This window comes from Floccifex sp., assembly GCF_051873495.1.
Taxonomy (GTDB): domain Bacteria; phylum Bacillota_I; class Bacilli_A; order Erysipelotrichales; family Erysipelotrichaceae; genus Floccifex.
In genome coordinates this window covers 19712-39518 of sequence record NZ_JBJEEX010000069.1, presented here as the reverse complement: position 1 = coordinate 39518, position 19807 = coordinate 19712, and the positions used below count along the sequence as shown (strand labels likewise).

At 31.4% G+C, this 19807-nt stretch carries 20 protein-coding genes; 2 read left to right on the top strand and 18 right to left on the bottom strand.

Annotated elements, in window-relative coordinates:
- Positions 1 to 72 precede the first annotated feature (72 nt).
- A complete protein-coding gene (gene ispG / locus ACI313_RS04320; protein WP_439755363.1) occupies positions 73 to 1122 on the top strand; it encodes a flavodoxin-dependent (E)-4-hydroxy-3-methylbut-2-enyl-diphosphate synthase in 1050 nt (349 codons plus the stop codon).
- Here the strand turns inward: ispG and ACI313_RS04315 are convergent.
- Together ACI313_RS04315 and ACI313_RS04310 are read right to left on the bottom strand one after the other, a co-directional pair.
- On the bottom strand, positions 1119 to 1967 hold the full coding sequence (locus ACI313_RS04315; protein ID WP_320608100.1) for a deoxyribonuclease IV: 849 nt from the start codon (positions 1965 to 1967) through the stop codon (positions 1119 to 1121). The genes ispG and ACI313_RS04315 overlap by 4 nt on opposite strands.
- Positions 1967 to 3268, bottom strand: a complete 1302-nt coding sequence (locus ACI313_RS04310) for a DEAD/DEAH box helicase (RefSeq protein WP_439755362.1) — start codon at positions 3266 to 3268, stop codon at positions 1967 to 1969. The genes ACI313_RS04315 and ACI313_RS04310 overlap by 1 nt, the downstream gene beginning before the upstream one ends.
- Before the next feature lie 76 nt (positions 3269 to 3344).
- Between ACI313_RS04310 and ispH the strand changes: the two genes are divergently transcribed.
- On the top strand, positions 3345 to 4250 hold the full coding sequence (gene ispH / locus ACI313_RS04305) for a 4-hydroxy-3-methylbut-2-enyl diphosphate reductase (protein ID WP_320608102.1): 906 nt from the start codon (positions 3345 to 3347) through the stop codon (positions 4248 to 4250).
- Here ispH and ACI313_RS04300 read toward each other — a convergent pair.
- From ACI313_RS04300 to rpsO, 16 genes are all read right to left on the bottom strand, one after another.
- Entirely contained in the window at positions 4247 to 4885 is a 639-nt protein-coding gene (locus ACI313_RS04300) for a tRNA (adenine(22)-N(1))-methyltransferase (RefSeq protein ID WP_320608103.1), read from the bottom strand. The genes ispH and ACI313_RS04300 overlap by 4 nt on opposite strands.
- Positions 4882 to 6102, bottom strand: coding sequence for an RNA polymerase sigma factor RpoD (rpoD, locus tag ACI313_RS04295; protein ID WP_439755361.1), 1221 nt, complete (start codon positions 6100 to 6102; stop codon positions 4882 to 4884). Before rpoD ends, ACI313_RS04300 begins: the two co-directional genes overlap by 4 nt.
- A 1-nt stretch (position 6103) precedes the next feature.
- Complete coding sequence (gene dnaG, locus ACI313_RS04290; protein ID WP_320608105.1) at positions 6104 to 7843, bottom strand: DNA primase; 1740 nt, start codon at positions 7841 to 7843, stop codon at positions 6104 to 6106.
- A gap of 12 nt (positions 7844 to 7855) precedes the next feature.
- Positions 7856 to 9235, bottom strand: coding sequence for a glycine--tRNA ligase (locus tag ACI313_RS04285; RefSeq protein ID WP_320608106.1), 1380 nt, complete (start codon positions 9233 to 9235; stop codon positions 7856 to 7858).
- A gap of 65 nt (positions 9236 to 9300) precedes the next feature.
- Complete coding sequence (gene recO / locus ACI313_RS04280) at positions 9301 to 10026, bottom strand: DNA repair protein RecO (protein ID WP_320608107.1); 726 nt, start codon at positions 10024 to 10026, stop codon at positions 9301 to 9303.
- Positions 10013 to 10915 (bottom strand): GTPase Era, encoded by a 903-nt coding sequence (gene era, locus ACI313_RS04275; RefSeq protein ID WP_320608108.1) that lies wholly within the window; start codon positions 10913 to 10915, stop codon positions 10013 to 10015. Before era ends, recO begins: the two co-directional genes overlap by 14 nt.
- Positions 10916 to 10930: 15 nt before the next feature.
- Positions 10931 to 11386 (bottom strand): rRNA maturation RNase YbeY, encoded by a 456-nt coding sequence (gene ybeY / locus ACI313_RS04270; protein WP_320608109.1) that lies wholly within the window; start codon positions 11384 to 11386, stop codon positions 10931 to 10933.
- 46 nt (positions 11387 to 11432) lie between these two features.
- Positions 11433 to 12434, bottom strand: coding sequence for a LacI family DNA-binding transcriptional regulator (locus ACI313_RS04265; RefSeq protein ID WP_320608110.1), 1002 nt, complete (start codon positions 12432 to 12434; stop codon positions 11433 to 11435).
- A 28-nt stretch (positions 12435 to 12462) separates the two neighbouring features.
- A complete protein-coding gene (locus ACI313_RS04260) occupies positions 12463 to 12846 on the bottom strand; it encodes a DUF948 domain-containing protein (RefSeq protein ID WP_320104464.1) in 384 nt (127 codons plus the stop codon).
- A gap of 88 nt (positions 12847 to 12934) precedes the next feature.
- Positions 12935 to 14257, bottom strand: a complete 1323-nt coding sequence (locus ACI313_RS04255) for a UDP-N-acetylmuramate--L-alanine ligase (RefSeq protein ID WP_439755360.1) — start codon at positions 14255 to 14257, stop codon at positions 12935 to 12937.
- A 3-nt stretch (positions 14258 to 14260) separates the two neighbouring features.
- Complete coding sequence (locus tag ACI313_RS04250; RefSeq protein ID WP_439755359.1) at positions 14261 to 14896, bottom strand: hypothetical protein; 636 nt, start codon at positions 14894 to 14896, stop codon at positions 14261 to 14263.
- Between the two features lie 12 nt (positions 14897 to 14908).
- The gene (locus ACI313_RS04245) at positions 14909 to 15226 is read right to left on the bottom strand and encodes a thioredoxin family protein (RefSeq protein ID WP_320608113.1); all 318 of its coding nucleotides are present in this window, start codon (positions 15224 to 15226) and stop codon (positions 14909 to 14911) included.
- Entirely contained in the window at positions 15223 to 15852 is a 630-nt protein-coding gene (gene trmB / locus ACI313_RS04240) for a tRNA (guanosine(46)-N7)-methyltransferase TrmB (protein WP_439755358.1), read from the bottom strand. The genes ACI313_RS04245 and trmB overlap by 4 nt, the downstream gene beginning before the upstream one ends.
- Before the next feature lie 7 nt (positions 15853 to 15859).
- On the bottom strand, positions 15860 to 17245 hold the full coding sequence (gene pepV / locus ACI313_RS04235) for a dipeptidase PepV (RefSeq protein ID WP_439755357.1): 1386 nt from the start codon (positions 17243 to 17245) through the stop codon (positions 15860 to 15862).
- 67 nt (positions 17246 to 17312) lie between these two features.
- Positions 17313 to 19445: a polyribonucleotide nucleotidyltransferase gene (gene pnp, locus ACI313_RS04230; RefSeq protein ID WP_320608277.1), complete on the bottom strand. Its 2133-nt coding sequence runs from the start codon at positions 19443 to 19445 to the stop codon at positions 17313 to 17315.
- An 84-nt stretch (positions 19446 to 19529) separates the two neighbouring features.
- Positions 19530 to 19796 carry a 30S ribosomal protein S15 gene (rpsO, locus tag ACI313_RS04225; RefSeq protein ID WP_320608278.1) on the bottom strand — a complete coding sequence of 89 codons (267 nt, stop codon included), beginning with the start codon at positions 19794 to 19796 and terminating at the stop codon, positions 19530 to 19532.
- Between the last annotated feature and the right edge of the window lie 11 nt (positions 19797 to 19807).

The following is a 19807-nucleotide window of genomic DNA, read 5'->3' as shown; positions in this document are numbered from 1 at the left end:
CAGGCTTTATAAAAAAAAGCCCACACTCGTTAGAGTGTGTTAGTTCAATAAAATTGAAGAAAGGAAAACAATATGAAACGTACTGAAACACGACAAGTATATGTAAAAAACTTGCCATTAGGAAAAAATAATAAAATATACATTCAATCAATGTGTAATGTACCCACTAAAAATGTTGACCAAGTTGTTGAACAAATTCTTAATTTAGAAGCCATGGGATGTGAAATCATCCGTGTAAGCTGCTTAGATTTTGAAGATGCGAGTGCCATTAAACAAATCCAAAAACAAATTCATATTCCGTTGGTTGCTGACATTCACTTTGATTATAAACTTGCCTTGGCATGTATTGATGCCGGTGCAGATAAAATTCGTTTAAATCCCGGTAATATCGGATCTAAGGAAAATGTAAAAAAAGTTGTAGAAGCTTGTAAAGAACATCATATTCCAATCCGTATTGGTATAAACAGTGGTTCTCTTGAAAAAGATATTCACGAAAAATATGGAAAACCAACTGCTGAAGGAATGATTGAAAGTGCCAAACGTCATGTTCAAATTCTTGAAGAATGTGGGTTTTATGACACAGTTCTTTCTTTTAAATCAAGTGATCCATTATTATGCATCGAAGCTTACCGCTTAGCATCGCAAACTTTTAATTATCCATTGCATCTAGGTGTAACTGAAGCGGGTACCACAATGACAAGTGCCATTAAGAGTTCGCTTGCCCTTGGTACTTTATTGAATGAAGGCATTGGAAATACAATTCGAATCAGTGTAAATGGATCTCCAGAAAAGGAAATTCCAATTGTAAAAGAATTGTTAAAAGATTGTCGGTTAATTGATAATGTTCCCAATTTGATTGCTTGTCCTACTTGTGGTCGTACCCAATGGGACATGGAACCCGCTGTTAATGAAATTGAAAAATATCTTCAAACCGTAAATAAAAACATTACTGTTGCTATTATGGGATGTGCCGTTAATGGACCGGGTGAAGCAAAACACGCTGACATTGCCATTGCAGGTGGAAAAAAAGAAGGTCTTTTAATTAAAAAAGGTGAAATCATTGAAAAACTTCCTCAAGATAAAATTGTTGAACGTTTAAAAAAGGAAATTGACTTACTTTAGTCAATTTCCTTTAATTTTTGTATTTCTTCTTTATATGGTGCTTTACCATCGATATAAGGAGTTTCAAGAATCATACATTTTCCATCTAATTTTTCATGGTGAACTATTTTATATAAAGAGTCAAATCCTATATGACCTTTTCCAATGTTTTCATGACGATCTTTATGAGCTCCACGCTCATTTTTAGAATCATTCACATGAACAACTAATAATCGATCAAGACCAATAATAGCATCAAATTCATTTAAAACCGTATCAAAATCACTTACATCATATCCTGCATCATGAATGTGACAAGTGTCCAAACAAACACCTAAACGATCATTTTTTTCAACATGAGAAATTATGTACTGAAGCTGTTCAAAACTTGAACCAAGTTCGCTTCCCTTTCCAGCCATCGTTTCTAATGCGATTCTAACTGAAGTATCATCATCTTTTAACACTTCATTTAATCCATTCACAATACTATCCAATCCGGCTTCTATTCCTGCATTTACGTGTGAACCAGGATGTAATACAAGAATAGTAGAACCAATAGCTTCCACTCTTTTTAATTCATTTTTTAAAAAAGATACTCCAAATTCATATGTCTCTGGTTTAAGAGTATTGGCTATATTAATAATGTAAGGTGCATGTATAATGACATTTTCACTTTTAAAATGATTTTCTTCCATTAATCTTTTAGCTTGCACAATATTTAGTTTTTCAACATCAACTCGTTTAGAGTTACTAGGAGGCCCTGTATAAACCATACAAGCATTTGCTCCATATTGAAGAGCTTCTTGAATTGAGCCTTCTAAATATTTAGGTGCTTTCATTGATACATGACATCCTAAATACAACATTATTGTTTCTCCTTTTGTTTTTGGATAGCACGTTCTTTCTTTTGACGTTTAATATCATTTTTAATCATTTCACGTCTTTTTTTCTTTTTCATGCGTTCAATTTCTTCGTTTTGACGTTTTTTATAATCAGGTTTAACTTTTGTCTTCTTATTTTTTATTTTCTTGATATCTTGTTCAAAGGGATCTTCTTTTTTTGTTTGTTTTTTTGGTTTCACATCTACAATTTGATGATTACGTATATCTTTAGATTCAAAGTGAATTCCTTTTTTCTCTAAAGACTTAATTGCACTTTGATCTTTTTCTTGATATAAAGCAATGCATACCCCATCACGATCTACTCGACCTGTTCTACCAGCACGGTGAACATAGAAATTTAAATCTTTCGGGAATCCACATGAAATAACATGAGTAATTCCTTCTAAGTCAATTCCACGACTTGCAACATCGCTAGCAACAATATAACTTTTCTTTTGACTTTGAATTTCTTTAATTGCTTTATATCTTTCTCTTGATTCTAAACCACCATGAAGTTCAACTAATTGATAATTGTGTTCTCTTAAAAAAGTTGCGATTTCACTTGCTTCTTTAGTTGTATTAGCAAAAATCAAACATACATAAGGATTAATGCATGGAAGCACATCTAATAAACGTTCTTTATAGCTTTTGTGCTTACAAGAAATTAAAATATGCTGTACATCACTTTGATAATCTTCATCTGTTGAAATTTGGATAATTTCAGGATTATACAAATATTTTTTCAAGAACGGTTGAAGGCCTTGTGGCACTGTTGCCGAAAAAACCATTAACTGAATTTTTTTATCCATATGAGATAAAATCATGTCAATATCTTCAAGGAAACCAAATTCTAATGTCATATCAGTTTCATCGATAATCATAATTTTTGCGGTATCCAAACGAAGTACATTTTCTTCAATGAATAAATCTTTCATTCGTCCTGGTGTACCAATAACAATTTGAGCTTGAATATTTGCCGTTGTTCTTTCCATTCCACCAGTAATTAGTTTTACCTTAACATTAAATGCATCACTAATTTTTTTACATCTTTCATATAATTGATAGGCTAACTCACGAGTAGGTGCAAAAATAACAGCTTGGACTTCATCGCTTTCTAAATCAATTTTATTAAAAATAGACATAAAAAACGCATGACTCTTACCCGAACCTGTACTTGAAATTCCAATTAAATCACGATTAGGATTGCTTCGTTCAACTACTGCTTTTTGAATAGGAGTTAATTCTTTAAAATGTTCAATCTCCATTATTTTTTTAATTCGATTCATGATAAACCTCCTTTTTTTTTATTAAATCAAACATCAATTCAATTGACAATCAAAATTAAATTTATATCATAATACTATGAAACAATTTACCATTCAAATGTTAGAACCACAAGGATATTGCGGTGGTGTTCTTAAAGCTATTCAAATTGCGAAAAATTGTCGCTTAGAAAATCAATCCGAACACATCACAATCCTTGGAAATCTTGTGCATAATAAATATGTACAAGAAGCGCTACAATATCATAACATAGAAACAGTCGATGTCAAAAACAAATCGCGTTTAGAATTATTAGATTTAATTGATTCAGGAATCGTGATTTTTACAGCACATGGTGTTAGTTCTGCCGTGTTTGAAAAAGCAAGAAAGAAAGGATTAAAAATTATCGATGCGACTTGTCCATTTGTATCGCAAACCCAAAAAATTGTAAAAGAATATTTAGAACAAGATTTTATTGTTTTTTATATTGGCAAGAAAAACCATCCTGAAGCACAGGCTATTTATGAAGGAAATGCGAATGTATATTTAATAGAATCCACTCAAGATATTCCCTCTATTAATTCTTCAAAAATATTTGTGACAAATCAAACAACAATGTCAATTTTGGATATCCAAAATATATTTGATGAAATTTCAAAAAAATATCCAACATGCATCATCCACGATGAAATATGTAATGCGACACGGATTCGTCAACAAGCTATCTTAAACTTAAAAAACCAAGGCATTGATACACTTATCGTTGTAGGAGACCCAACAAGCAATAACACGAGTCAATTAGCTAATATTGGTAAAATTGCTGGTATCCCACAAGTCATCAAAGCTCAAAGCGTGAATGATATTGATTTAGATAGTATAAAAAATCATGCTCATATTGCAATCACATCAGGAGCAAGTACTCCTTCTTATTTAACGAATATGATTTATGATTATTTGAATAATCAAGGAGAAAAAGAAAAAATACGCATTGAGAATATTCTCTAGCGTATTTCATCAATTGCGTTTAATCGCTCTTCGATTTTCAATCGTTTATCACTTGGCATTGAATTATATATTCTTTGCCATTTTTTTGTCTCTTCGTCTATAAATTGTGAGAAAACATCATCTCTTTGAACATTTAGTCCATAATAATATTCTGAATTCGATAAAGTATACGAACTACCATCATATTCTAAATAAATCACGGAATAGAAATGCTCATCGTATATTACTTTTTCTTTGATGATTTTGTACCCATTTTGGGAAGCAAACAAACGAAACGATTCAACATCTTTATGTGGAGAACAAATTAATTTCATTCCCGGTTTTAATTTTTTTCCTGTTAAAATATCAATAATTGTAGAAGCACCCATACCTGCAATAACAATAATATCAACATCTTCTTTTAAATAATCAATACCATTCATTAATTCACATTCAATTTGATTTTCTAAATGATACTTTTGAATGGTTTGTGATGCATTTTCTAAAGGTCCCTTAGCAACATCACAAGCATAAGCTTTCCTAACTTTATTCTGTAAAATTGATTCAATGCATACATATCCATGGTCACAGCCAATATCTGCTAAAACAGTTCCATCAATCCAATCAACAATGGCTTGTAGTCGATTCGAAATCATTTAATGAAATCCTTTAATCGTTTTGAACGATTTGGGTTTTTTAATTTTCGAAGTGCTTTAGCTTCAATTTGACGAATTCTTTCCCTAGTAACATTGAACTCTTTTCCAACTTCTTCCAAAGTTCTAGTTCGCCCATCTTCCAAACCAAAACGAAGACGAAGAACTTTTTCTTCTCTTTCTGTTAACCCACATAATGCATTATCAATTTCATCTTTCAACAATTGATTATTTGTATATTCTCCAGGTGAAACCGTAATTTTATCTTCAATGAAATCACCTAGATGAGAATCATCTTCTTCACCAATAGGTGTTTCTAATGAAACAGGATCCAAACTGATTTTTTGAATTTCACGTACTTTACTAGGAGTAATATTCCCCATCTTTTCAGCTATTTCTTCAGGCGTTGGTTCACGACCTAAATCTTGAACCAATTGACGTTGAATTCGTGTCAATTTATTAATGGTTTCCACCATATGAACTGGAATACGAATCGTACGAGCCTGATCTGCAATAGCACGCGTAATACTTTGGCGAATCCACCAAGTTGCATATGTTGAAAATTTAAATCCCTTTGTGTAATCAAACTTATCTACAGCTTTAATTAATCCACAATTTCCTTCTTGAATTAAATCAAGAAACAGCATACCACGACCAACATACTTTTTAGCAATGGACACAACCAATCGTAAATTCGCATTGATTAATTTTTGTTTTGATTCTTTTCCTAAATCAATGATTTGTTGAAGTTGTTCTTTCTCATTTTCATCTGTACAATCTTTAATTTTCTCTTGTGCTTCATTTCCATCTTGAATTGCCTTGGCAATAATAGGTTCTTCTTGAGGACTTAATAATGGAATTTGCCCAATTTCCTTTAAATACATTTTTACAGGATCACTTGTTTTAGCTTGAGAATTAGCAGCGAACGATTGTTCTAATTCAGAGATTTCATTCTCAATCGAATTATCATAATCATCTAAATTATCATCTAACTCATCAACTTCTTCCATTTCATTGTCTTCTTCGTCAATAAAAATCACATTATTTTGCGTACACCATTCAAAAAACTCATCAATATCATCATCTGTAGATTGTATTTCCGTTAATTTTTCAACAACATCTACTTGTGACACTTCAATATCTTCTACTCCTTGATTCAAAAGAAATGATTTCATTTCTTCAATAGAACCAAATTTTTGTTTTTTTACATCAATGACCATACTACCCATCCTTTCGACGAAGTTCAATTTTCTGTGAAATCAACTCATTTTTTTTCATAGCTAATTTAGCTTTTTCAATTGGATTAGATAAATTTGAAATTTGATTATTTAATGAATCAATCGCATCTTGAAGAGCACATTCTTTAATTTTCAATAAGCTATCATTAAACAAATCTTCATTATAAACAAAATCAAATTCATTCATTAACTCAACAAGTAGATTTCGAACATCTTCTTCTTCAATTCTAGACAATAACGAATCAATATCAATTTGATTGTTTTGTCTATATAAATCATAACAATATAAAGATAGCTGATTACAAACAGAATCAGAAAAGAATCCAATTTCATTTTGAAATTGTTCGGCTGCTTTTTTACTAGAACAAATCATGGCCATAACCGTTTTTTCAGCGGAAATACGACCTGATTGTAGTTCATTAAAATAAACAGGACGATACTCTTTTTTAGTCTGTTTTTTATTTTCTTGTGTATTATTAAAATCAAAACCTGTTTCGATTTTAATTCTTTTTAAGTACATCCCAATTTCATATTCATCGCAACATTTCATTACATAAGAATAAATCTCTTGGGCATAATTTTTCTTATCTTCATAATTACTCAAACTATATACATTTTTTAAATAATCAAATAAGAAATCAACAAAAGATATAGTATTCGATAATTGACTTACTAACTCATCTTTACCATATTTTTCAATTAATTCATCTGGATCTAACAAAGTTTTGTTTTGCACAATTTGAAACTTAAGGCCATTTTCAACAGCTAATTTACCAAATTTATAAGTTGCATTCTGACCAGCTTGATCTCCATCATAAGCAACCAAAATAGGCACTTGTAGTTTCTTTAAAAGGCGAATTTGTTGAGAAGTACAAGCCGTTCCTAGACACGCTAGAGCTTGTTCAATACCAGCTTTTTCATATGCCAATACATCCATTGCTCCTTCAACAAGGATGCAACGATTCATTTTGCGTGCACTTTGTTTAACACGATGGTAATTAAAAATTAAATTTCCTTTTTCATATAGAATAGTTTGAGGTGTATTAATATATTTAGAAACATCTTTGTCTTCATTTAATCTACGGGCAGTAAATCCAACCGGATTTCCGTTTTCATCATGAATAGGAATCATTAAACGATTACTAAAGACAACATAATCGTTTGTTTCATCATATAATAACCCAACTTCCTTTAAATCCTCATTTGAAATTTGTTTTCCAGATAAGAAACGATAACTGACATCCGAATTGGGTGCATATCCGATTTGAAACTTTTCAATTAAAGATTTTGAGATGTTTCGTTTCTTTAAGTAAGACAAACAAGATTGTCCATCTTCACTATTTAATTCATATTGTGTAAATTGGATAAAATTAGAAAGAATATCGTGGTATTTTTTATTTTTATCTACTTTTACACTATCATATTGATGAATAGAAAGAGGATATCCAACCATGGATGCGACTTTAGAAACAGCTTCAGGAAATGAAATTTTTTCTATTTTTTGAACAAAGGTAAAGACATTTCCTCCTGTACCACAGACAAAACACTTAAATATTTGTTTTTCTGTGTTAATCTGCATACTAGGATCATGGTCATCATGGAATGGACAAATACAACGATAGCCTTTGCCTTTTTTTTCTAAAGCTAAATATTGTCCAATTATATCAACTATATCCGCTCTTGAACGGATTTCTTTCATATCCTCTTCTTTAATCCAACTCAAAATAACTCCTTATTAAAAACGAACTCGTTTTTGAATATATTCAACTAAATCTTCCAATTTAATTCTTTCTTGTTCCATTGTGTCACGATTACGAACTGTTACACAACCATCTTTTTCTGTTTCATAATCAATTGTTACACAATATGGTGTACCAATTGAATCTTGACGACGATAACGTTTTCCGATATTTCCCGCTTCATCATAAGTACAAGAGAATTCCTTTGATAAAGTATTGAAAACATTCATAGCACTTTCACTTAATTTTTTAGTTAAAGGAAGAACTGCTACTTTATATGGTGCTAAATATGGATGTAATTTTAATACAACTCGTTCTTCGTTTTCTAATTGTTCAACAGTATAAGCTTCACACATAACTGCCAAAATTAAACGTTCTACACCAACACTTGGTTCAATAACATATGGAATGTATTTTTCACCTGTTTCTTGATCAAAATATTCCATGCTTTGTTTTGAAGCATTTTGATGTGCTGTTAAATCATAGTCTGTACGCGATGCGATTCCCCATAATTCTCCCCAATTAATTGGATCACCAAACATGTATTCGATGTCAGTTGTAGCATTCGAATAATGGGCTAATTCTTCAGGATCATGATCACGTAAACGAATGTTTTCATCTGATAATCCCAAGTCTTTCAAAAATTTAACGCAGTTTGAACGATAATAATTAAACCATTCTAATTCTGTTCCAGGTTTACAGAAAAACTCTAATTCCATTTGTTCAAATTCACGAGTACGGAAAATAAAGTTTCCAGGTGTAATTTCATTACGGAAACTTTTTCCAATTTGGCCAACACCAAATGGAAGTTTCTTTCTCATTGATCTTTGAACATTTTTAAAGTTCACAAAAATTCCTTGTGCTGTTTCAGGACGAAGATAAATTGTATTCTTTGCGTCTTCTAATACACCTTGGAAAGTTTTAAACATCAAGTTAAATTGACGAATTTCAGTAAAGTTTTTGGCTCCACATTTTGGACAACAAATATCATGTTCTTTAATATAGTTTTCCATTTCTTCATTTGTCCATCCACCACAACTAACTTCATGATTCGTTGCTTCTTCAATTAATTGATCCGCACGATGTCTAGATTTACATTCTTTACAATCCATTAGTGGATCTGAGAATCCACCAACGTGACCACTAGCAACCCATACATTTGGGTTCATCAAAATTGCACTTTGTAATCCTACGTTATTTGGATCTTCTTGGATAAAACGTTTCCACCATGCATTCTTAATATTATTTTTTAACTCAATTCCTAAAGGACCAAAATCCCATGTATTTGCTAAACCACCATAAATTTCAGAACCTTGATAAACAAATCCTGAATTTTTCATATGGGCAACGACTTCATTAAATGACTTTGTACTCATAAAAAAAACCTCCTGCATTTCAAATTCTATTATACCCTAAATAAAAAAAAATCTAAAGCACTGGGCTATAGATTTAAGATTGATTGTAAAAATATAAAAGAATTTAATTGAATTTGTTCATGATGACAATACCATTTCATTAAAAAACAAAATTGATTCACATCAAATGTATAATAATCTATAAATTCAGATAACTTTTCTTCTTTAAATTGAAACAAAGAATAATACTGAATTAACTCATTTTTGTGATAACGAGGATGATTTTGAATGTTGCAGCTACAACACAAAAAACCTCCATCATCAATTGAAATTGTTTCAATATTTTTCTTTGAATGACACAGCACACAATCTGTTACATGCATCGCAAATCCATCTTGTTTTAAAATATCTTTTAGACAAACACAAGCCATTGTAATGGCTTTAGGATTGTTTTCATGAAACATAGAGAGCATCTTTTTAAAGTGATTCAATATTTCTTTTGTTGGAACAGATCTTATCAAACAATCTTTTAACACATTGCAAATGCATTGTGCTTCTAAATTTTCCTGAATTCGATAAAAAGATTCAATAACATGTCCATTTGTCAGAACAGGAAATTTAGTTTGAGTAAGCGATATATGCACATATGAAAAAGGATGAATCAAAATACGATTTTTCGCATTTTGTTTTAGTGCACCTTTGGCAATAAAAGAAATAATTTTATCTTCACATGCAATATGAACAATACAATCATTTTCTTTGTATTCCATTGAAGAAAGGATAATTCCTTCAACTTCATCAATCGAAGTCATCGTTTAATTCATCCAATCCAAATTCTTTGATTTTTTGTTCGTGATTACGCCAATTCTTTTCTACTCGAACATATAATTCAAGTTCAACTCGACAATTACACTTTTTAGATAATTCTTTTTGCGCATCTAAACGAATAGAACGAATCATATTTCCTTGTTTTCCAATTAAAATTCCCTTTTGACTATCACGATCCACAACAACCATCATTTGAAGTTTCATTCCCTTATCCGTAATTTCTTTTTTCTCTAAAAGAACGGCAATGCTATGTGGGATTTCATCATGTGTTTTAAATAAAATCTTTTCACGAACAATTTCACACATTTGGAAATTTAAATCATGGTCACTTTTCATTTCTTCTGGGAACAACATGGGTCCTTCTGGTAAGTATTTATAAAAAACTTTTAATAATTCTTCTATATTATTTTTCTTTAAAGCCGAGATGGGTACAATTTCATTAAAATCAAATTTAGATTGCCAATTTAACAATTTTTTCATTAATTTTTCTTTTGAAATGCAGTCAACTTTATTCACAATTAAAATAACTGGTTTATGAAGAGATTGAATACGACTTAAAATAAATTCGTCTCCTGAACCAAATGACTGTGTAACATCAATAATCCATGCGATACAATCACAGTCTTCCATAGCAGTATAAGCATTTTTATTCAAAACTCTTCCTAATTGTTGTTGAGGTTTATGAATTCCTGGTGTATCTACAAATATATATTGTGCATCCTCATTCGTAAGAATGCCCGATATATTATTTCTTGTTGTATTTGGTTTGTCCGACATAATCGCAATTTTTTCTTTTAAAAGAGCATTTAACAATGTGCTTTTACCTGCGTTAGGTCGACCAACAATAGCTATAAATCCTGATCTATATTCCATTTATCTTTTTCCTTTCTATCTTTTTACTATATCATCTAAAATTAAATCTTGTAATGAAAACATTTCTTTTTCATCTTCTGGTGTCATATGATCATAACCTAGTAAATGAAGAACGCCATGACAGAATAAGAAACACGCTTCTCTTCTTAACGAATGTCCATACGATTGTGCTTGATCACGAATTGCCTGAACATTAATAAAAATATCTCCTAATTCTTCTTCCACTTCCTCAATTTCAAATTCAGACATATCGTCTTGTAAAGCAAAACTAATAACATCGGTTGCACGATCAATATTGCGGTATTCGCGATTAATTTCATGAATTCTTTCCGGTGTTACGAAGATAACACTTAAAACGGAATTAGTATTACGATTTAATAGTGTTAGAGCTTTTTCAAAAATTTTTTCGTAGTCTTTTTTATATCGATAAACTGATTTATCTTTTGCTTCATTAATAATTACAATTTCCATACCCATAGTATACATAAAAAAAAACTTGAATCCAAATGGAATCAAGTTATTTTGTTGTTTGTCTAGGAATCATAGAGAAATTTTGTTCAATAAAACGATTTTTTCCCGGTTGATCCATTAACATCTTTTGTAATAATCTCATTGCGATAGTTCCCATATCGTATTCCGGTAAAGAATAAGAAGTAATATTTGGACGAACCATAGTTAAATATTTATTATTTAAAATACAAATTAACTCACTATCTTCTGGAACAGAATATCCAGTTTCTTTTAAAGAGTTCATAACCGCAACCGCTTGAGAATCACGGAATGTTACGATTAATTGACTTGGTTTATTTTTCTTAAAATAATTTGATAGATAGATATATGAGTTTTTATATGTATCATCAAATGAAATATAATTTGTGAATTCCATTCCACGTTCACGATAAGCTTTTTCAAATCCCGCTTTTAAGCGATCCATCATATACATATTTAACTTATCTTCTACTAACGCAATATCAGTAATTCCCTTATCAAAATACGAATTGACTAAATTATACGCAAGTTTTTCAAAGTCAACGTATACATTGGCAACATTTGGAAGTTTTGTTTCTTCAATTTTACTTCCCACTATAACAATTGGAATTTGATAAACAAGCAATGCTTCCATTTCATCTTGACTAAAATCGTCATTAAATAAAATAACTCCATCAACATGAGTTTTGATAATTGATTCAACAATATCACTCATTTCATTGATTCCCTTAGAAATAACATGGAACATGATATTGTAGTGATAAGTACTGGCAATATTCATTAACCCACTTAAAATTTTAGCATTGTAAGCAATCAATCGCTCAGACATTACAATTGAAATTGTTGTAGTCTTTGACAATGCTAGACCTTGTGCAATAGCATTTGGTTTATACCCTAATTTTTCAATTGCTTGTTGTACACGAATACGTGTGTCCTCACGAACAACATTGCTATCATTAATAACACGGCTGACAGTAGCAAGAGAAACATCAGCCTCCTTCGCAACATCATAAATTGTAATTCGTTTCATTTAATCTACTCCTTCCCTATTATTTTAATTAATCTTTATCACGATTAAATTTAGATTTAAGTTCATTGCCTTTTTCTTCTATTGCTTGTTTCCAATTATCTTTATTGTCATTCACAAAAGATTTGATTGTTGTAATACTGTCTTTAGTTGTATCTACAACGTTTTTACAAGCTTTTTTTGCCCCTGCATGCATTTCATCTACACTATGAGAAATGTCTTGTACGGTATTTAAAGGGTCATCAAGTTTTCTTACTTGTTCTTCAACTGTTGACATTGTCTTTGTCACTTCTTTCAAAGTAACAATTAATTCTTTCACAAATAAAATCAAATAAACTAATAAAACAACACCAAACACCGGAAGCAAACACTTCGCAATGAAAGAAACCATATATAATAATTGATCCATTGTCATGTTTTTCACCTCATATTGATTATAACACTTTATAGCTTTTTATCCTATTTGTTTTTGAAAATTTTTTCAAAAATGAAAAAAGATAGAATTATTTTTCTATCTTTTCTTTTAACATATCTTTTAATAAGTATATATCTTTACTTGACATGAATACAAATACCGCTGGTGTCATCTCATATAACTTTTCAGCACTCTTTTCATCAATGTCTAATAAAATAGAATTAGGACATCTCTTTACTAGATCATCGATAGTAACAGTAATGGTTTCATCTTCTCGTTTCGCGTTTTTAGGAAAATCACAAAGCACAACTTGATCTGCAGTATTTAAACTAGCAGCAAAATCATCTAAAAAATATTGCAAACGTGAATATCGATCAGGTTTATACAAGGCAACAATTTTCTTTGAAGGATATTTCTTACGAGCTGAATCGATCATATAACGAATCGCAGTTGGATGATGCGCATAATCATCAATTAATACACTATCTTTTACTTCTTCAATAACGAAACGTCTAGCAATTCCTCTGTATTCTTTTAATCCCTCAACAATTTCTTCAACAGAACATCCCATTTCATGAGCTAGTGCAAAGGTTCCTAATGCATCCTGTAAAAAAGGATCTCCTACTTCTGTCAGTTCAATATGTGTCAAAAATTCATTGTGACAGTAACAATCAAATTGCATTCCTTGTTCACCTTGAACAATATTTTTTGCTACATAATCATTATTTTCACCTAATCCATAAGTAACATATGGAACTTTATATGATAAGTTAGGAAGATATGGGTCGTCCCCATAAATTATAACTTTCTTTTTAACTTGATTTACAAATGATTGATAAGCACTGACATAATCATCGATGTCTTTATAATAGTCAATATGGTCTAATTCAATATTTGTGATAATCGCATAATCAGGATGATAGGCTAAAAAATGACGTTGAAATTCACATGACTCTAAAACAAAGTTTTTTGCTTGATCCGGCATATATCCATGTCCATCACCAATCAAATAAGCTGTATCTTCATGTTTTTGTAATACTGTTCCCAACAAACCTGTAGTAGTACTCTTTCCATGACAACCAGCAACGCATACAGATACATAGTCTTGAAGCAATACCCCTAAATATTCATTATAGTAATAACATTTAACATTTGGATTATCGTGTGCTGCTTTTACTTCCACATTAGAATCATCAAAACTCAATCCAATAATAACAGTATCACCATCATGAATATTTGACGCATCGAATGAATAAAAAGGAATTCCTCTTTGTTCAAGTCCATCTTGGGTAAATATGTATTTATCAATATCAGAGCCTGTAATAACTTTATGTTGATCATGTAGAATACAAGCCAAAGCTGCCATACCAGTTCCTTTAATTCCTATAAAATGATAAGCCAATCTACTCACTTCCTATTCTTCATCAAATAATGACTTTTGTTTTGTATCTTTTTTATCAGGAGAAGATAACATATCTTTTAATGTATATTCAGATTGTACATTTTCTTTTTTCACAACTCTTTTAGGAGGAATTTGTTCAACCGGTTTAGGAGTTGGAATATCGTTTCCATACATTGGTGAAATCACTTTTGTGAATGTAAAATCATCGCTTGGTTTCTTTAAATCCACAGCATTATGTACTTTATCAAATTCTTTCTTTTCTTCTTGTGCATTTCCAAAAATTGGAGAAATGACCGGTGAATATTCAAAATCTTCTTTATTTAGATTTTGTTTAATTTTAGAACGATCATAATGATATTCTGATTTTTTAGTTTTTTTTCTATTTTTATCAGATGAAACTTCATCATAACTCATTCCATCAAAAATACTAGCTTTCTTTTCTGTCTTTTCTTTTTTTGTATCATCAAAAAAATCAGGAATTGATGCATTGTCAGTACTAATTGGTTTAATTTTAGGCTCTACAAAAGTAGGTTGTTCTTGTACTTCTTCTTGCACAGGCAATTCTACTTTTGTCTCAACCACTTCATCTTCGTCTTCTTCGATTCCTTCATTTAAAATCGCATGCATTAAGTCTTTAACTTTAGACATTTTAGACCCTCCTTACTTAATTTCATTTAAAAAATCAACAATCTCTTCTTTAGTTTTACGTAAACTAGAAACAAAACGCGATATTTCTTTTCCATCACGGTAGCACACAAAGCTTGGAATTCCCATAATATCCATTTCACGTGCTAAGTCCATGCATTCGTCACGGTCGACTTCATAAAAATTAAATTGATCAAATTCACTTTCGATAGAAGGAAGAAATGGCTTAATATAAATGCAGTCTCCACACCATTTCGTCGTAAATAAAAATACTTGTGTTCCTTCTTGTTTTGAAACTTCTAAAAATTCTTCTTGGTTATTTATTTTTTTCATATCTTTTTCCATACACAGCGATAAATTGGCTGTTCTTTCTCCACAAATTTTTCTTCATATTCTGTCATGACATCTTCATCATGAGCTTCGCGACGATAATCAACACTAAAATCAATCATCGTAAATCCATTATTTTGAAATTCAAGAACAGAGTATTCAAATAAAGAACTGTTATCCGTTTTCATCTGAATTTGTCCTTTTTCACTTAAAATCATTCGATATTGATTTAAAAAGCTCTTTGAAGATAATCTTCTTTTCGCATATCTTTTCTTTGGCCATGGATCGGAAAAGTTTAAATGAATCACATCTACTTCGCCTTCTTCAAACCAGTTTACTATTTCACTAGCATCCCCACGAATAAGAGCTAAGTGTGCTTCTGATTCATTTTCATCAAATTTCTTAGCCGCCATTCCTGCCGCACTTTCATTTTTTTCAATTGCAACATATCCTTGTTCAGGATATTTGATTGCCATATTCAAAGAATAATTACCTTTTCCACAACCAATTTCAACATGTAATTCATTGCAGTTTAAATACTCTTTCCATCTTCCCTTTAAAGAATCAGGACTTGTGACAATATGGGTACTTTCTGTTAAATAATCAACAGCCCATTTTACTTTACGCATTCTCATATTAACTACACAATGTCACAATCGCATCCGCATAAATTGCAATTGCTTCAATTAATGAAGACAATTTAATTCCTTCATCAGCTTGGTGACATCCTCCTACGATTTGGTCTGTTTCCACTTGTTCCCATGGTTTTTCTGGTCCATATGAAACAAAGTTTTCAAAATGACGAGCATATGTTCCTCCTCCAATAGTCATTGGACCATGGAATGTATCTTTTGTATATTTACGATATACCGCCATTAAATCTGTTACTAATTGAGAATTAGGATCTACAAATAAAGGTTTTGAATCACTTTCTTTAGTAACTTCAATATGTGATTGTTTCGCAGCACATACTACTTTAAATTGATCAATAATTTCATCTCCTGTTACATCATTAGGATAACGAATATCAATTAAAACTTGGCTATGTCCATTTTCAATAGTAACAAAACCTGTACTCATTGTTAAGCATGAGAAATATGTTCCTTCAACATCAATTCCAACTGGTTTTCCCATCCAATCTTTTAATAAAGAGTAGTAATCTTTACATAAAGTATCATCATACGCTGAACCAATATAATTCAATAAATGTAAAGCTGCATTTACTCCATTATAAGGCCACGCCGCATGCGCTGGTTGTCCTTCAATGTGAATTTTAACTAAATCTCCACGTTCAATAGAACCTTCAATTTGATTAGATTGACAATAGAAATTAAATAAAGCTTCTTGTTGTTCACTCATTGTTTCTACATAAGCATCTGCTTTTCCAATTACAATATTCATTGCTTGTCCAGCAACTAATTTTTTCACAACCGTTTTATCATCAGATTGTAAGCCAACATGTAAACCACCTTTTTCACCATAAATACAAGGGAAATTTGCATCAGGTACAAATCCCATATCAGGGATTTGAGCGTGTTTACAATAATAATCCATGCATTGCATACCTGATTCTTCATCACATCCAACAATAAGCATAACTTTTTTACGAAGTGGGATGTTTAATTCTTTGATGATTTTTAAAGCATAGTATCCAGCTAAAGCAGGACCTTTATCATCCATTACTCCACGACCAAATACATAACCATCATTATAAGTAACTTGAAGTGGCTCTTTTGTCCATCCTTCTCCTAGAGGTACAACATCTAAGTGTCCAAGAACACCAAATGTTTCTTCTCCTTCTCCGTATTCGATTACACCAGCATATCCATCAATATCTTTTGTCATAAACCCATCTTGTTTTGCCATATCTAAACAAACATCAAGAACTTTACGACAATTATCACCAAATGGTGCTTGTTCTTTAGCCGTTAAATCGTCGCGTACAGATTCAATTTCAACTAATTTATTTAAATCCTTTAGGAATTCGTCTTTTTTTTCGTTTGCGTACTTTAAAAAATCCATAAAAATCTCCTTTTGTGATATTTTATCATTATTTGACTAAATAAAAAAGGGATATCTTGCGATATCCTTATTCAGCTTCATTTTCTTTTTTCAATTTAGGAAGTAAAGCTTTAGCACTTACATTGATACGACCTTTATTATCAATTTCCATTACTTTTACATCAATAACATCACCAATTGATAATACATCTTCAACTTTTTCAACGCGATTATGGCTTATTTTTGATACATGTAATAATCCATCAGTATTTCCAAATAAATTAACAAAGGCACCAAATTTTTCAATGCGAACAACTTTAGCCGCATATACATCTCCAACTTTAACTTCACGTACAATGTTGAAAATTAAATCTTTAGCTTTATCAATCATTTCTTGATTCATATGATAAATTACCACTTTACCATCATCATCAATATCAATTTTAACATCATCACATTGGGCAATGATTTCGTTAATCATTTTACCACCAGGTCCGATTACATCTTTAATCTTTTCAGGTTTAATTTGCATCATTCCAATTTTTGGAGCATATTGACTTACAGTTTTTCTTGGTTCAGGAATACATGCAAGCATGTTATCTAAAATTTCTAGACGAGCCTTGTGAGCTTGAGCTAAAGCTTCTTGGAAAATTTCACGAGTGATACCAGTTGTTTTAATGTCCATTTGTAGAGCAGTGATACCATTTTTTGTACCGGCAACTTTAAAGTCCATATCACCGAAGTGATCTTCCATACCTTGAATATCTGTTAATACAGTATATTTTCCTGTTTCATCATCCATGATTAATCCCATCGCAATACCAGCTACAGGTGCTTTAATAGGAACACCAGCTGCCATTAATGACATTGTTCCTGCACAAATACTTGCTTGTGATGAAGATCCATTTGATTCCATTACATCTGCAACTGTACGAATTGTATAAGGGAATTCTTCTAACGAAGGAAGAACTTGAGCAAGAGCTCTTTCTCCTAAGGCACCGTGCCCAATTTCACGACGTCCTGGTGTTCCCATACGTCCTGTTTCCCCTACACAATATGGAGGGAAATTGTAGTGATGCATAAAACGTTTAGAATCTACAACAGTTAAGTCATCGATAATTTGATTATCATTTAATGCTCCTAAAGTTGTTGTAGATAATACTTGTGTTTCCCCACGAGTAAATAAAGCTGATCCATGTACACGTGGTAATAAATCAACTTGTGAATTTAATGGACGAATTTCATCTATTTTACGACCATCTGGACGAACTTTATCTTCAATAATTAAGCGACGAACTTCATCCGCTTCGATTCCACGGCAAATTTCACGTGTTTCTTTAATTGCTTCTTCTTTAGCTTTTTCAGAATCGAATTCTTTTCCTTCAATATAAGCAACAGCTTCTTCAGTTAATTCATCAATTTTTCCATATCTTTCTAATTTTTCTTTAATAGAAACAGCTTGACGAATACTTGCTTCATAATGTTCACGAACATCTTTATCTAATTGTTCATCAACTGCATATAAAGCAACTTCACGTTTTTCTTTACCACATGCTTTTACTACTTCTTCTTGGAAAGCACATAATTCTTTAATTTTTTCATGACCAAACATTAAAGCTTCTAACATATCTTCTTCTGATACTTCTTGAGCTCCTGCTTCAACCATGTTTAAAGCATATTTTGTACCAGCAACAGTTAATTCAATATCACTTTGTTCTTGTTGAGCAACTGTTGGATTGGCAATTAATTCTCCATTGACACGAGCAACTTTAACACCTGCAATTGGCCCATTGAAAGGAATATCAGAAATACACAAAGCTAAACTAGCTCCAAACATTGCTGCCATTTCTGGTGAATAATCTTGATCCACACTTAAAACGGTATTAACAACTTGTACTTCATTACGGAATCCTTCCGCAAATAATGGACGAATTGGACGGTCAATCATACGTGCTGTTAAGGTAGCATGTTCACTTGGTCTTCCTTCACGTCTTAAAAATCCACCTGGGATTTTACCTACTGAATATAACTTTTCTTCAAAACTTACTGTTAAAGGGAAAAAGTCAATCCCTTCTTTTGCTTGATTTGATGCACAAGCTGTAGAAATCGTAACTGTATCACCATAACGAATAATGACAGCACCATCAGCTTGTTTTGCAATTTCACCTGTTTCTACTGTAATCCCCCGACCACAGAAATCAAATTGAAACGTTTGTTTCATCTTATTTTTCACCTCATTTTTCGACATTTTAAACTATAGCATACTCGATGAAAAAAGACAAAAAAAATAATCGAGTAAACTCGATTATTTTCTTAATCCTAATTTAGCAATTAATTCTTTGTAACGATCGTAATCAACATCTTTTAAGTAAGATAACATAGCTTTACGACGTCCAACCATTTTCATCAATCCACGTTGTGAATGATAGTCATGTTTGTGTTCTTTGAAGTGGTCAGTCAAACGGTTGATTTGAGCTGTTAACACTGCGATTTGAACTTCTGGAGAACCTGTATCTCCTTCATGACGAGCATATTCTTTCATGATTGCTTGTTTTTCTGCTTTTAATAACATTTTGTTTTCCT